The sequence below is a fragment of the Streptomyces murinus genome (assembly GCF_002154555.1).
Taxonomy (GTDB): Bacteria; Actinomycetota; Actinomycetes; order Streptomycetales; family Streptomycetaceae; genus Streptomyces; species Streptomyces murinus.
Genome location: NZ_MUNF01000319.1, coordinates 13731 through 28089, shown reverse-complemented (window position 1 = coordinate 28089; position 14359 = coordinate 13731). Strand labels below are relative to the sequence as shown.

Here is a 14359-nt window from a genome sequence, read left to right as displayed (position 1 = left end):
CCAACGGCAAGCTCGACCGCGTCGCGCTCCCCACCTTCGCACCGGAGCGCGCCGATATCGGCCGGGCGCCGGGCACTCCGCAGGAACAGGTCGTGTGCGAGCTGTTCGCGGAGGTGCTGGGGCGGCCCGTCGTCGGCGTGGACGAGGACTTCTTCGACCTGGGCGGACACTCCCTGCTGGCCACCCGGCTGATGGCGCGGCTGCGGGCCGCCTTCGGTGTCGAGCTGGGCCTGCGGAGCCTGTTCGAGGCGCCGACTCCGGGCGGCATCACGGCCCGGCTCGAAGCCGACGACACGGACGGCTCCTACGAGGTGGTGCTGCCGCTGCGCCCCCGGGGCAACAGGCCGCCGCTGTTCTTCATCCACCCCGGCGGTGGCATCAGCTGGTCGTACAGCGCGCTGATCAAACAGCTCGACCCGCGGTACCCGCTGTACGGGATCCAGGCCCGGAGCCTCGCCCGTCCGGAGCCCCGGCCGGGCAGCATCGAGGAGATGGCGGTGGACTACGCCGACCAGATCCAGCGGGTGCAGCCGCACGGGCCGTACCACCTGGCCGGCTGGTCCTTCGGCGGACTGTGCGCGCACGCGCTGGCCGCGGAGTTCCGGCGCCGCGGCGAACCGGTGGCGCTGGTCGCGGTGCTCGATGTGATCCCCGAGTGGCAGGGGCTGACCCACGCGGACGTGCCCGCGCCCGACGACCGGGTGATGCTGCTCTACCACGTGGGTCTCGTCGACGACGGCACCCACCGGCAGGACGACGAGGAGATGACCTTCGCCAGGGCGCGGGAGATCCTGCGCCGCCAGGGAAGCGCACTGGCCAGCCTGGACGAGGACAAACTGACGGCGATCACCGAGATCTCGGCGAACAACACCCATCTGACCATCGACTACCGGCCCGACGCGATCGACGGCGACCTGCTGCTGATCGCCTGCTCGGAGCAGCAGGACCCGCCGGTCGACGCCGCGGCCTGGCAGCCGTACGTCCGGGGCACGGTCGAAGCGCATGTGGTGCCCGGCGAGCACGGGACCATGCTGACCCGGCCGGACACGCTGGCCGAGATCGGTCGGATCCTGTCGGCCAAGCTCCACGAACTCACCGCCGCCGCCGACGAGTGACGTTCGCGGGCCGCCTTCCAGGCACACCCCCTCCGCCTTCCGCGAGGACCGACACCTGAGGACTGACAACGATGCTGACCGACGTGCTCTCCGTCGAGCTGGCCACGGCCTTGGAGGCCGCCGACGGCTGGCTGAGCGACTACATCCGCCGCCCCCACCGCGAACTCGGACGCACCGGCCCGGTGTGCCCGTTCGTCGAACCGGCCCAGCGCGCCGGCGCGCTGGAGGTCCGGGTCAGGCTGGTGGGACCCACCCCGAGCCAGACCCTCATCGACGAGATCGTCCGCTGTGGACTGGACGAGTTCAGCGAGTTCGACTGGAAGGCCGGCAATCCGAATCTGCGCTCGCTGCTGCTCGTCCTGCCGGACCTGCTGCCCGAGCAGCTGCACCTGCTGGACGCGGCGCACACCACGCTCAAGCCCGAGGCCGTGCACCGCGGGCTGATGATCGCCCAGTTCCACGAGAAGTGCCGTGAGAAGGCCGCCCGCAACCCGGAGTTCGAGGTGAGTCACGCCCCCGTGCCGATGATGGCGGTGCGCTCGATGGCCATCCACGACGTGTTGTTCCTGGCCGACCGGCGGGAGTGGTTCGAGGAGTACGCGAGCCGCTTCGGAGCCCGCTACCGCAACTCGGCCCACGGCATCGACCCCTTGCTGACCGAGATGTACGAGAAGGCATGCGCCGCGCACCGGCGGGAGGCCGAGTGACATGCGGCGCACCGCGGCCCGGGAGCGCGCGCTGACCGGCGCCGCCGTGTACCGGGGAATGGATCAGGCCACCCTGGACCGGCAGTACTCGCCGAGTTCCCGCGTGCCGAGCCTGACGGCCTACCTCAGCGAGTACGCACGGCTGAGTACGGCCGCCCGCCGGGACCACCCGGTGCGGACCGGCCTCGCCTACGGCACCCATCCGGCCGAACTGCTCGACTACTTCCCGTCCGCCGCCCCGGGCCGTCCGCCGCTGCTGGTGTTCGTGCACGGCGGGAACTGGCAGGCGCTCGGCCGCGCCGAATCGGCTTTCCCCGCACCGCCGTTGCTGGCCGCCGGCGCGGCCGTCGCGGTGGTCGAGTACGGGCTGGCACCGGACGTCGGGCTGGACACCATGGCGGGGATGGTACGGCGCGCCGTCGACTGGCTGCTGCGGCACGCGGACCGGCTCGGGTTCGCCGCGGACCGGCTCCATCTGTGCGGCACCTCGGCCGGCGCGCACCTGGCCGCGATGGCGCTGCTGCCCGGCCCGTGGCACGGCCCGGACGTGTCCCGCCGGATCGCCGGGGCGGTGCTGCTCAGCGGCATGTACGACCTGGAGCCGATCCGTCTGTCGTACGTCAACGAAGCGCTTCGCCTGGACGAGGCCGGGGCGCGCCGCAACAGCCCGCTCCACCTGCTGCCCGCGCGGCTGCCCCCGGTGGTGGCCGCCCGCGGCGGCAACGAGACCGAGGAGTACGTCCGCCAGCACGAGCAAATGGTGACCGCGCTGCGCCCCAGAGCGGCGGTGACGGAGGTCGTCGCCGAGCGGCGCGACCACTTCAGCCTCCCCTACGAACTGGGGGTGAGAGGAACCGAGTTGGGCGACGCGGTCCTCGCGCAGATGGACCTGGGAGGGCAGATGGACCTGGGAGGAACGACCGCATGACCACCGAGCAGACCGCCCGAGGCTCCGGCCAGGGACCCGGATGTCCACTGTCCGCCGCCGCCCCGCCCGGCACCACCCCTTACGCGCACTACGCCCGCATGGACGAGCTGCTGGCGCTACAGCATCCGCTCAGCACAGCGGACACCGAGCCGGGCTTCATCATCATGAGCCAGGTCAAGGAGCTGCTGTTCAAGCTGCTGCACACAGAACTCACCACCGCCCGCGACCAGTTGGACAAGGATGCGCTCGGCGACGCGCTGTGGACCCTGCGCAGGTCGGCGCGGGTGCAGCAGGTCCTGCTGGTGTCCTGGGAGACGTTCTCCGTGCTGTCACCCGCGGAGTTCGCTCAGTTCCGGGACGTCCTCGGGTCGGCCTCCGGCTTCCAGTCGGCCGGCTACCGGCGACTGGAGTTCCTGCTCGGCCACAAGGACGCGGCCATGGTGGCGCCGCACCGGGGCACGGCCGGTCATGCCGCGGTGGCGAGCCAGCTGCGGGAGCCGAGCCTGTACGACGCGGCGCTCGCGCTGCTGGCCCGGCGCGGGCTGCTCCCGCCCGCCGACGCACCGAACCCGGACAGCACACTGCCGTATCGGACCGGGATCGAGGTCGAGGAGGCCTGGCGGGCGGTCTACCGGGATCCGGCCCGCCACCACGAGCTGCATCTGCTCGCCGAGGCACTCATGGACACCGCGGAGCAGTTCGCCCGCTGGCGCTACACGCATCTGCTCACCGTGCAGCGGATGCTGGGCGCCAAGCCGGGCACCGGCGGCACCGAGGGCGTGGCCTGGCTCGCCCGGATCAGTGAGCACCGCTTCTTCCCGGAGCTGTGGTCGGTGCGCTCGACGCTCTGACCCCTCGGACGGACGACGGACAACCCCTCGGCCGGACGACGGAGAACACGGACGGACGGCGGAGAGCGCCGGTACACGGCGGAGAACACCGGCACACGGCGGACGCCGATGACACGAGAGAGAAGGAGCGCCGATGGAGGGCGGGATACCGCGCGCGGCAGCCGAGGAGCTGGACGCGGCCGATCCACTGGCCGGGTTCCGGGACCGGTTCGTCATCACCGACCCGGAGTTGATCTACCTGGACGGCAACTCGCTGGGCCGGCTGCCCGCGGCCACCCCGGACCGGCTGCGCGAGGTGGTCGAGGAGGGCTGGGGCGAGGGGTTGGTGCGGTCCTGGCAGGGATGGATCGACTGGGGCGCCCGGCTCGGTGACCGGCTCGCCGAGCATGTGCTCGGCGCCCGGCCCGGGGAGGTGGTGATCTCGGACTCGACCTCGGTCAATCTGTACAAGCTGGCCGGTGCGGCGCTGGACGCCGCGCCGGGACGGGGCACCGTCCTGATGGACGCCGAGGACTTCCCGACCGACCGGTACATCCTTCAGGGCCTGACCGCACAGCGCGGACTGCGGCTGCGCCGACTCGCCTCCGGCCTCGACGGCGGCCTCGATCTCGACGTGCTGCGCTCGGCCCTGGACCAGGACGTCGCCCTGGTGGTGCTGTCGCTGGTGTCGTACCGCAGCGGCGCGCTCCTGGACATGGCGAAGGTGAACGAACTGGTCCGCGCGGCCGGCGCCCGGGTCCTGTGGGACCTGTCGCACGCGGCCGGAGCCGTCCCGGTGGACCTCGCCGCGACCGGCGCGGAACTGGCCGTGGGGTGCACGTACAAGTACCTCAACGGCGGCCCGGGTTCGCCCGCCTTCCTCTATGTGCGCGAGGAGTCGCAGGCCGAACTGCGCCAGCCGGTGTGGGGCTGGTTCGGGCAGCGCGAGCAGTTCCGGATGGGGCCCGACTACGATCCGGTGCCGGGGATCGAGCGGTTCCTGGTGAGCACCCCGCCGCTGCTGTCCCTCGCGGCGATCGATCCGGCTCTCGCCCTCGTCGAAGAGGCCGGCATGGCGCGCATCAGGGCGAAGGGGCTGCTGCTGGGCCGGCTGGTCGACGACCTGGCCGACGCCTGGCTCGCCCCACTGGGCTTCCGCCCGGCCTCGCCGCGGCCGGTGGAGCGGCGCGGTTCACATGTGTCGCTGTACCACCGCGACGCCTGGCGGATCTGCCAGACGCTCGCCGCCGACGCGAAGGTCGTCTGCGACTACCGGGTCCCGGACCGCCTGAGGATCGGCCCGTCGCCGCTCTACACCCGGTTCACCGAGGTCTGGGACGCGCTGGCCCGCCTCCGGCAGGTCGCCGCCGGGCGCGCCTATGCGTCCCGTCCCACCGGCCTGGCCCGGGTGACATGACCGCCGGCCCGGCGCGGCCCCTCGCTTGCCCGCACCCTCATCATCCACTCGATACGGAGCGCCCATGACCGACGCAACCCCGCTCACCAACGACGGCCTGGTGCAGATCCTGTTCGGCTCCTCGGCCTTCCAGATGCTCAACGCGGGCCGCAATCTGGGCTTGTTCCCGCTGCTCCACCGCCGCCCCGGCCTGACCCCGCAGGAGATCGGGCGGGAACTCGACCTGGCGGAACGCCCGGTGCAGATCCTCCTTCTAGGCACCACCGCACTGGGATTGACGACCCGTCAGGGGCGCGGATATTTCAACGCCGATGTCCTGGAAGGAAAGTTCACGGACGGGACCTGGGAGATCATCGAGGATCTGATCGAGTACGAGGAGCGGATCGTCCGACCTGCCGAGGTGGACTTCACCGAGTCGCTGCGCCAGAACACCAATGTCGGACTGCGGCGGATCAAGGGAACCGGCACCGACCTGTACCACAGGCTGTCCGAGGATCCCGGCCTTGAGCAGCTGTTCTACCGCTGCATGCGGTCCTGGTCCCGGCTGTCGAACCCCGTACTGGTCGAGCGGGCCGACCTGACCGGGGTGCGCCGGGTGCTCGACATCGGCGGCGGGGACGGCGTCAACGCCATCGCGCTCGCCCAGGCGAACCCCGGCGTCGAGTTCACCGTCCTGGACCTTCCCGGCACAGTGGAGATCGCCCGCCGCAAGATCGACGAGCACGGTCTGGCCGGACGGATCTCCGTCCGGGCGGCCGACATCTTCGCCGACCCCTATCCGCCGGGGCACGACTGCGTCCTGTTCGCCAACCAGCTGGTGATCTGGTCGCCGCAGGAGAACGTGCGCCTGCTGCGCAAGGCCCACGCGGCGCTGCCCGACGGCGGGCGGGTGCTGGTGTTCAACGCCATGTCCGACGACAGCGGCGACGGCCCGCTGTACGCGGCCCTCGACAACGTGTACTTCGCGACGCTGCCCGCCGCGAGCAGCACCATCTACCGGTGGGGTCAGTACGAGGAATGGTTCGCCGAGGCCGGCTTCGTGAAGCCGGAGCGGCTGCCAGGCGGCCGGTGGACGCCGCACGGCGTGATCAGCGCGGTCAAATGACGCCCCAGCGAGAGCCGGAACCGACCATGCGACCCACTTCCCATGAACCCGCGCCGCCCGGTGCGGCCGCCCCGTGGCGCCCGGCCGCCCGCTGCCCGGCCGGTCCGCACATGACGGATCCGGAGCTGCTCCGGGACCCCTTCGGCGGTTACGGCCGGCTGCGTGAACAGGGCCCGGTGGTCGGCGGCAGGTTCGTCGACGGCACCCCGGTGTGGTTCGTCACCCGCTACGACGATGTCCGCGCCGCCCTGCGCGACTCCCGGCTCGTCAACACCCCGTCCAACGTGCCGGGCGAGAAAGGCGCTGACCCGCGCGAGGGGATGATGGAGCTCCTCCAGGTCCCCGAGCATCTGCGGGGCTATCTGCTCGGCTCGATCCTGGACAGCGACCCGCCGGACCATCCCAGGCTGCGCCGCCTGGTGACCCGGGCGTTCACGGCCCGCCGGATCCTCGATCTGCGGCCGCGCATCGAGCGGATCGCCGACCGTCTGCTCGCCGAGCTGCCGCACCGGGAGGAGGACGGCGCGGTCGATCTCCTGGAGCACTTCGCGTATCCGCTGTCGATCACGGTGATCTGCGAACTCGTCGGGATCCCGGCCGACGACCTCGATCGATGGCGGGAATGGGGCGGCGACCTGGTGTCGATGCGGCCCGAACGACTGCGGCACTCCTTCCCCGTGATGATCGACTACTGCCACGAACTGATCGAGCGAAGGCGAGCCGCGCTCAAGGACGATCTGCTGAGCGAACTCATCCGCGCCCAGGACGACGACGGCGGACGGCTCGGCGACACCGAGATGGTCACCATGATCCTCACCCTGGTGCTGGCCGGCCATGAGACGAGCGCGCATCTGATCGGCAACGGGACCGCCGCCCTGCTCACCCATCCCGACCAACTGGAACTGCTGCGCAAGGACCCGGCGCTGCTGCCGCGCGCGGTGCACGAGCTGATGCGCTGGTGCGGTTCGGTGCATGTGGCGCGGCTGCGCTACGCCACCGAGGACCTGGAACTCGCCGGCACGCCCATCGCCCGCGGCGACGCGATCCAACTCGTGCTGGTCTCGGCCAACTTCGACCCTCGCCACTACACCGACCCGGACCGCCTGGACATCACGCGGCACCAGGAGGGACAGGCCGAGAACCATGTCGGCTTCGGCCACGGCATCCACTACTGCCTGGGCGCCACGCTGGCCCGGCAGGAGGGCGAGGCGGCCTTCGCCGCGCTGCTGGAGCACTACCCGGGCATGGCGCTCGCGGACGACGACGCGGAACTGGACCGGGCCCGGCTGCCGGGCAGTTGGCGACTGAACTCGCTGCGGCTCCGGCTCCGGCCTTGAGCGTGTTCGCGGACCGGGGCCGCCCGACGCCGGGGCGGCCCCGGTCCGCGAGCAAGGTGGCGGCGGGGAAGGACACTCAGCCGGTGGCCGCCCTGGAGCGCCGCGAGACCCCGCACAGCGCCACCGCAGCATAAGGGCCGGGTCCGTCAGTCACCGAGTTCATGCGCGGCGGCACGGTCGAGCGCCACGAGTATCCATTCCTCGAAGTCGCCTTCGACCTTCGAGGCGGCCTGACGCCAGCGCTCCACGCGATCGACGGGCACGCTGATCCTGGGCAGGCTGACCCGAGCGAGCGGGGCCGTCCGGTCGCCCTGACGGCTCTCCCGCAGCCGGAGCCTGAGCTGGTTCCTGGACCAGCCGTGCTGCTCGGCGCGGTCGAGCCACAGGTCCGCCTGCGCGGGAGGGAGGGAGGCGACCTCGGCATGGTGGCCGAAGCTGAGGTTCTCGCGCCGTCGCCCGAGCTCGAAGTGCCGCGCCACCCAGGCGTAGTTGCGCAGCGTCTGGTAGTCGAGCCCGGCCGCTTGCACTCCGGTCCGGTAGCGGTCGGCGTACCGCTCCTGGCCGTAGACGAGCCAGTCGCCCAGACACCAGGCGGAGGAGTCGGCGATCTGGAAGATGTGCAGTCCGGCCTTCTCCCACCGGTCGTACGACAGGACGGCCGGGATCTTCAGGCCGACCCGCGTGGTCAGGATCCGATCCTGGTCATTGCAGCCGGGGCGCGCCGCCGCGTCCGACGGTTTGCGGCCGACCGGTAATCGACTGTCACGCTGGTGGTACTTGGCGGTCTGCCGCACGAGTTTTCCCCCCTGGAAATGAGCCATCGTCACATCGCGTACCAATGATCGGTGGCTGATAATCACGAAAGATCACCAGACGTAAAAAACCGTAGATTATCGACAGGTATATAGTCAATGATCATTTTGAGGCGCGATGTGATCCGGTAAGGGTGCCGGGTCCTGACCGCTCGGCCGTTTCGATACCGTCGAGGATCAATTCCAAGCCAACCCGAAAGGCTTCCTCGGCCTCCCGCTCCACAGGCGGCGCGCCGTCGCCCGACCTCTCATTGGCGGCATCGGCGGCGGCAGCGGCCGCGTGCGATTCCAGCGCCGCCAGGGCCGGGAAGCGCTCGGCGAAGTCCGGCGCCAGTTCGGCGAGCAGAGCGGTCCGCGCCGTCCACCACTCCTCGTCGGACACCCCGGTCTCCGGTGCCGCCTGCCGGTGCTCCGCGGCGACCCGGGCCATGCCCCGGACGAACTGGAACAGCACGGCGATGACCCGGCGGATCCGCAACGGCTCCAGATCGAGTCCCTCAAGGATCCGCACCACCGTCTCCAGCTGCGCGTATTCACCCGGCCCGAGCGCCGGCCTGGCCTGGGAGACCTGGAGCACCCAGGGGTGGCGCAGATAGAACGCCCAGGTGTCCTCGGCCCAGGCGGTGATCGCCGGGCGCCAGCCCGAGCCGGTGTCGTACTCGGTGGGCAGTTCGGTCAGCACCCGGTCGTGCATGAGATCGACCAGCTCGTTCTTGCCCGGCACATACGTGTAGAGCGCCATGGCGGTCCGTCCCAGCCAGGCCCCTACGGCCCGCATCGACAGGGCCGCCATTCCCTGCTCCTCGGCGACCGCGATGCCCGCGGCCGCGATCGCGTCGACATCGAGTCCGGGCTTCGGTCCGGGGGTGGCCCTGGCGCCTCCGGAATCGGCCGATCGCCACAGGAGGGCCATCGAGCGGCGGGCGTCGCCCTGTCCGGCAAAAATAACCACCTTGCAACTCCTTACTGTATAAAGTACTCTCGCCCGAGCATCTCCTTACAGCGTAAGGATACCAGGCGGACGCGTTCCCGCCCAGGATGCCCAGCACTCTTGGAAGGTTTTCGATGGCAGAGCTTCCTGTTTCATTCATCCAGGTCACCGACATCACGCACGTCACGCCACGCGTGGCCCGGGTGACGTTCGAGGCCGACCGACTCGACGACTCCGTGGGCCAGGCGCCGGACCAGCAGGTCAAGCTCTGCTTCCCCCGGCTCGGCCAGCGGCAGCCCGTACTGCCGGAGCAGAGCGACGACGCGACGGGCTGGTACCAGGCCTTTCTGGCCATTCCGGAGAGCGAGCGGCCGTGGATGCGCAGCTTCACCATCCGCCGCCGGTCGGCCGGCACCATCGAGATCGACTTCGTACTGCACGGGGACATCGGCCCTGCCACCAGCTGGGCCGGCTCCGCTCGCCCCGGTGACCGGCTCGGCATGGTCGGCCCGTCGGCGGTCTACTCCGCGCCCGTCTCCCTGACCGACTCGATCGCGCACGCGGAGTGGCTCCTGCTCGCGGGCGACGAGACCGCGCTGCCGGCCATCGGCACCCTGCTGGAGTCCCTGCCCGCAGGAGCCCGCGCCCTGGCCTTCATCGAAGTCGCCGACGCGGCCGAGCGGCAGGACTTCGAGACCGCCGCCGACTGCACCGTCAACTGGCTGTACCGCGAGGGGACTCCGGCCGGCCGCAGCGATGTGCTGATCGACGCCGTACGCACGGCCGAGTTCCTCCCCGGCAGCCCGTTCGCCTGGCTGGCGGGCGAGTCGGCCGCCGTCCGGGCGCTCCGCCGCCATCTGGTCGACGACCGGGGGCTGGACAAGCGGTCCATCGAGTTCAGCGGGTACTGGCGGTTCAAGCTGACCCAGGACGACGCGCCGACCGCCGAGGACATGGCCGAAGCACAGGAGCGGCTCGCGCAGTTCCAGGCCGCCGCCGAGGGCCGTCCGGAATGAACCGTACGGAGGGGCCCGCCACTTGGCCGGGCCCCTGCGTGATCCGACCCAGAAGCGGTACGCACGAAAGAAGACTCTCATGATCACAGTGCGAGGCCTCGCCCGGCAGTTCACCCTTCGCGGGCGCACCGTCGACGCGGTGAAGGGCATCGACTTCGATGTCGCGGCGGGGGAACTGGTCGGGTTCCTCGGCCCCAACGGGGCGGGCAAGACCACGACTTTACGGATGCTGACCACCTTGCTGCGGCCCACCCGCGGCTCGGGCACGGTGGCCGGCTGCGACCTGCTGACCGACCCGAAGGGGGTGCGGCGCAAGATCGGGTATGTGGCGCAGGGCGGTTCCACCTGGCCGGAGTCCAAGGTCGCGGAGGAGATCGAACTCCAGGCCCGGCTCTACGGCCTGTCGAAGGCCGAAGCCCGCAGGCGCGGGGCACTGCTGGCGGAGCGGCTCGACCTCTCCGGCCTGGACCAGCGCCCCGCCAAGACCCTCTCTGGCGGCCAACGACGCCGGCTCGACATCGCGTTGGGGCTGGTGCACGAGCCCGAGCTGGTGTTCCTGGACGAGCCCACCTCCGGACTCGATCCGCAGAGCCGGGCCAACCTGTGGGACCACGTCCGCCGGATGCGCGCCGAACAGGGCATGACCGTCTTCCTCACCACCCACTACCTCGACGAGGCCGACGCCCTGTGCGACCGGATCCTGGTGACGGACGACGGCAGGATCGTCGCCGAGGGCACCCCGGACGAGCTCAAGGCCCGCGTGGCCGGTGACTCGATCACGGTCGACGTCGCCGACCAGGTGACCGACGCCGCCGAAGTGGTGCGCCGCCTGCCCGACGCGCGGGAGGTCACCGTCGTCGCCGACACCGTGCGGTTCCGGGTGCCCCGTGGTGACGCCGTGCTGCCGGAGCTGCTGCGGGCCCTGGACGGCCGGCGGATCACCATGACCGCGGTCAAGGTGAACCGGCCCACCCTCGACGATGTGTTCCTCAGCCTGACGGGGCGCTCCCTGCGCGACGGCGAGGCACCGACCCCCGCTCTGGAGGCCACCCATGCCGCGTGACACCTGGCTGATCTTCAGCAGGGACATGAAGCTGTGCCTGCGCAATCCCACCTGGCTGATCATCGGGATCATGCAGCCGCTGCTGTATCTGTTCCTCTTCGGACCGCTCATGGTGACGGTCGTCGACCACACCCCCGGCTTCCCCTCCGGCAACGCCTGGGCGGTGCTCACCCCGGCGCTCATCGTGCAGACGGCCCTGTTCAGCGGGTCGTTCGCCGGAGTCGGCCTGCTCACCGAGTACCGGGTCGGCGTGGTCGACCGCTTCCGCGGCACCCCGGCCGGCCGGTCGGCCCTGCTGTTCGGAAAGGTCCTGGCCCAGGCCGTACAGGCGACCGCGCAGTCGGCGCTGATCGTGCTCGTGACACTGCTCGTCTTCGATCTCGACGCGCCCGCGTCCGGGATGCTGCTGAGCCTCGCGATCGCCGCGGTGCTGGCCATCACGCTCTCCTCGGGGTCGTACGCGCTGGCGCTGATCCTCAAGAGCGAGGCCGCGTTCCCCTCACTGATGAACGCCGTGCTCCTGCCGCTGCTCCTGCTGTCCGGGGTGCTGCTGCCGGTCACCCGGCAACTGGCCCCCGGCTGGCTCTACAACCTGGCCCGGATCAACCCTCTGACCCATGTGGTCGACGCCGAACGCGCCGCGTTCCGGGGCGACATGGGCTCGACGGGGCTGCTGACGGGTTCCCTCGTCCTGCTGTGCATGGCCGTCCTGGCCCTCGTATGGGGCACGCGGACGTTCCAGAAGGAGAACGCCTGACAGCCGCGACTTCCCGTCCGGCCACGACCGGGGCTCTTCGGGGAGCCCCACCCGTACCATCCGAGGAGCACATGTGAGTACCGACGCCATCAAGGTGACCGGTGCGCGGGAGAACAACCTCAAGAACGTCTCGGTGCGGATCCCGAAACGGAGCCTGACCGTCTTCACGGGCGTGTCCGGATCGGGCAAGTCCTCCCTGGTGTTCGACACCATCGCCGCCGAGGCCCAGCGACAGCTCAACGAGACCTTCTCCGCCTTCGTCCGCAACTTCCTGCCCGACCACGGCCGTCCGGACATGGACGCCATCGAGAACATCTCCGCCGCCGTCGTCATCGACCAGAAACGCCTGGGCGGCAACCCGCGTTCCACCGTGGGCACCATCACCGACATCAACCCGCTGCTGCGGCTGCTGTTCTCCCGCGCGGGCGACCCCGCCGGCCTGCCGCCCAGCGCCTTCTCCTTCAACGACCCCCAGGGCATGTGCCCGGCCTGCGAGGGCCTGGGCCGGGTCGTGGAACTCGACCTCGACGCCTTCGTCGACCGCACCAGATCCCTCGGCCAGGGCGCGCTGCTGCACCCCGACTTCTCCACCGACAGCTGGTACTGGCTGAGTTATGTGAAGTCCGGCCTCTTCGACAACGACAAGCCGCTGGCCGACTTCACCGAGCGGGAGTGGTCCCTGCTGCTGCACGGGGAGTTGCCGCACAAGCTCCGCCTGGACTGGCAGGGCAACACACTGAACGTCAAGTACGAGGGCCTGGCGGACAAGTTCACCAGGCTCTACATCAAGAAGGAGGACATGTCCGAGCGCGGCCGGCAGGTCTTCCAGCGGTTCGTGCGCTCGGCCCCCTGCGCGGACTGCGCGGGCACCCGCCTCGCGCCCGCCGCCCGCGCCTGCCGGATCGCCGGCCGGCACATCGCGGATCTCACCTCGATGGAGGCCGGACGGCTGGCCGAGGTCCTGGCGGGACTGGATCTGCCCGCCGTGAAACCGGTCCTGGACGACCTGGTCTCCCGACTCCGGCATCTGACCGGCATCGGGCTCGGCTATCTGAGCTTGGACCGGGAGACACGCACGCTCTCGGGCGGCGAGTCGCAGCGGATCAAGATGGTCCGCCATCTGTCCAGCAGCCTGACCGAGATGCTGTACGTCTTCGACGAACCGAGCGTCGGCCTGCACCCACGGGACGTGCACCGGCTCAAGGAACTCCTGCTCGAACTGCGGGACAAGGGAAACACCGTGCTGGTGGTCGAGCACGACCCGGACGTCATGGCCATCGCGGACCATGTGATCGACATGGGCCCGAAGGCCGGGACGCTCGGTGGCGAGGTGGTCTTCGAGGGCGGTTTCACCGGCCTCGTCGAGGCCGACACCCTCACCGGCCGCCACCTGCGGCACCGCCTGCCGGTGAAGGCCGAGCCCCGCCGCCCCACCGGAGCGCTCACCGTCACCGGGGCGAACAGCCACAACCTCAGGGACGTCACGGTCGACTTCCCCACCGGTGTCCTGACCGTGGTCACCGGAGTGGCCGGATCAGGCAAGAGCTCCCTGGTCAACGACGACTTCCTGAGCCGGCATCCGGACGCCGTCGTGATCGACCAGTCCGCGGTGGCGGGCAGCCGGCGCTCCAACACCGCCACCTACACCGGGCTGCTGGATCCGATCCGCAAGCTGTTCGCCAAGGCCAACGGTGTCAGTGCCTCGCTGTTCAGCGCGAACTCCAAGGGCGCCTGCGCCAACTGCCAGGGGCTCGGCGTGCTGTACACCGACCTCGCGTTCCTGGAGACGCTGAAATCCGTCTGCGAGGTCTGCCAGGGCCGCCGCTTCTCCGACGACGTCCTCGGCTACCGGCTGCGCGGCCGGTCGATCAGTGACGTACTGGCGATGACGGCGTCCGAGGCCGCGGACTTCTTCACCGAGCCCGGACTCCGCCGGGTACTGCGGGCACTGACCGAGGTGGGTCTGGACTACATCGGACTCGGCCAGCCGCTCAGCACTCTGTCCGGCGGTGAGTGCCAGCGCCTCAAACTCGCCGCCGATCTGCACCGCGTGGGCAGCGTCTACGTGATGGACGAGCCCACCACCGGCCTGCACATGTCCGACACCCAGCGCCTCCTCGGCATCATGGAGCGCATCGTCGACCAGGGCAACACGGTGATCGTCATCGAGCACAACCTCGACATCGTCAAGAGCGCCGACTGGATCATCGACCTCGGCCCCGAGGGCGGCAGCGGCGGTGGCCGGGTCCTGTTCGAGGGAACCCCGGCCGAACTCCTGAAGGCCACCGGCTCGCACACCGCCGAGTACCTCCGCCGGGACCTCTCGGGCGTCTGACGCGAC

General features: G+C 70.5%; 14 protein-coding genes. 12 read left to right on the top strand and 2 right to left on the bottom strand.

From position 1 onward, the window contains the following. The 8 genes from CCN72_RS19865 to CCN72_RS39045 form a co-directional block, all read left to right on the top strand. Positions 1–1115 (top strand): alpha/beta fold hydrolase (locus CCN72_RS19865; RefSeq protein ID WP_143664139.1); only part of this gene is annotated, 1115 nt, incomplete at its 5' end. 71 nt (positions 1116–1186) lie between these two features. Continuing rightward, on the top strand, positions 1187–1822 hold the full coding sequence (locus tag CCN72_RS19860; protein WP_086808680.1) for a DUF6875 domain-containing protein: 636 nt from the start codon (positions 1187–1189) through the stop codon (positions 1820–1822). Position 1823: 1 nt separating this feature from the next. After that, positions 1824–2750 (top strand): alpha/beta hydrolase, encoded by a 927-nt coding sequence (locus CCN72_RS19855; protein WP_086808679.1) that lies wholly within the window; start codon positions 1824–1826, stop codon positions 2748–2750. After that, positions 2747–3601 carry a tryptophan 2,3-dioxygenase gene (locus tag CCN72_RS19850; protein WP_086808678.1) on the top strand — a complete coding sequence of 285 codons (855 nt, stop codon included), beginning with the start codon at positions 2747–2749 and terminating at the stop codon, positions 3599–3601. The genes CCN72_RS19855 and CCN72_RS19850 overlap by 4 nt, the downstream gene beginning before the upstream one ends. Before the next feature lie 133 nt (positions 3602–3734). After that, positions 3735–4997 (top strand): kynureninase, encoded by a 1263-nt coding sequence (kynU, locus tag CCN72_RS19845; protein ID WP_086808677.1) that lies wholly within the window; start codon positions 3735–3737, stop codon positions 4995–4997. Between the two features lie 64 nt (positions 4998–5061). Next, positions 5062–6102, top strand: a complete 1041-nt coding sequence (locus CCN72_RS19840) for a methyltransferase (RefSeq protein WP_086808676.1) — start codon at positions 5062–5064, stop codon at positions 6100–6102. Positions 6103–6212: 110 nt separating this feature from the next. Beyond that, positions 6213–7439 carry a cytochrome P450 family protein gene (locus CCN72_RS19835; RefSeq protein ID WP_086808675.1) on the top strand — a complete coding sequence of 409 codons (1227 nt, stop codon included), beginning with the start codon at positions 6213–6215 and terminating at the stop codon, positions 7437–7439. Continuing rightward, a complete protein-coding gene (locus CCN72_RS39045; RefSeq protein WP_158101378.1) occupies positions 7436–7573 on the top strand; it encodes a hypothetical protein in 138 nt (45 codons plus the stop codon). Before CCN72_RS19835 ends, CCN72_RS39045 begins: the two co-directional genes overlap by 4 nt. Before the next feature lie 12 nt (positions 7574–7585). Here CCN72_RS39045 and CCN72_RS19830 read toward each other — a convergent pair whose 3' ends face one another. Beyond that, positions 7586–8233, bottom strand: a complete 648-nt coding sequence (locus CCN72_RS19830) for an LmbU family transcriptional regulator (protein WP_279630260.1) — start codon at positions 8231–8233, stop codon at positions 7586–7588. Between the two features lie 121 nt (positions 8234–8354). Beyond that, positions 8355–9203 (bottom strand): TetR/AcrR family transcriptional regulator C-terminal domain-containing protein, encoded by an 849-nt coding sequence (locus CCN72_RS19825; RefSeq protein WP_086808674.1) that lies wholly within the window; start codon positions 9201–9203, stop codon positions 8355–8357. Between the two features lie 113 nt (positions 9204–9316). Between CCN72_RS19825 and CCN72_RS19820 the strand changes: the two genes are divergently transcribed. From CCN72_RS19820 to CCN72_RS19805, 4 genes are all read left to right on the top strand, one after another. After that, positions 9317–10198, top strand: a complete 882-nt coding sequence (locus CCN72_RS19820) for a siderophore-interacting protein (RefSeq protein WP_086808673.1) — start codon at positions 9317–9319, stop codon at positions 10196–10198. Positions 10199–10277: 79 nt separating this feature from the next. Then, entirely contained in the window at positions 10278–11261 is a 984-nt protein-coding gene (locus CCN72_RS19815; RefSeq protein ID WP_086808672.1) for an ATP-binding cassette domain-containing protein, read from the top strand. Further along, complete coding sequence (locus tag CCN72_RS19810) at positions 11251–12018, top strand: ABC transporter permease (RefSeq protein WP_086808671.1); 768 nt, start codon at positions 11251–11253, stop codon at positions 12016–12018. Before CCN72_RS19815 ends, CCN72_RS19810 begins: the two co-directional genes overlap by 11 nt. Positions 12019–12091: 73 nt before the next feature. Beyond that, positions 12092–14353: an excinuclease ABC subunit UvrA gene (locus CCN72_RS19805; protein WP_086808670.1), complete on the top strand. Its 2262-nt coding sequence runs from the start codon at positions 12092–12094 to the stop codon at positions 14351–14353. Positions 14354–14359 lie beyond the last annotated feature (6 nt).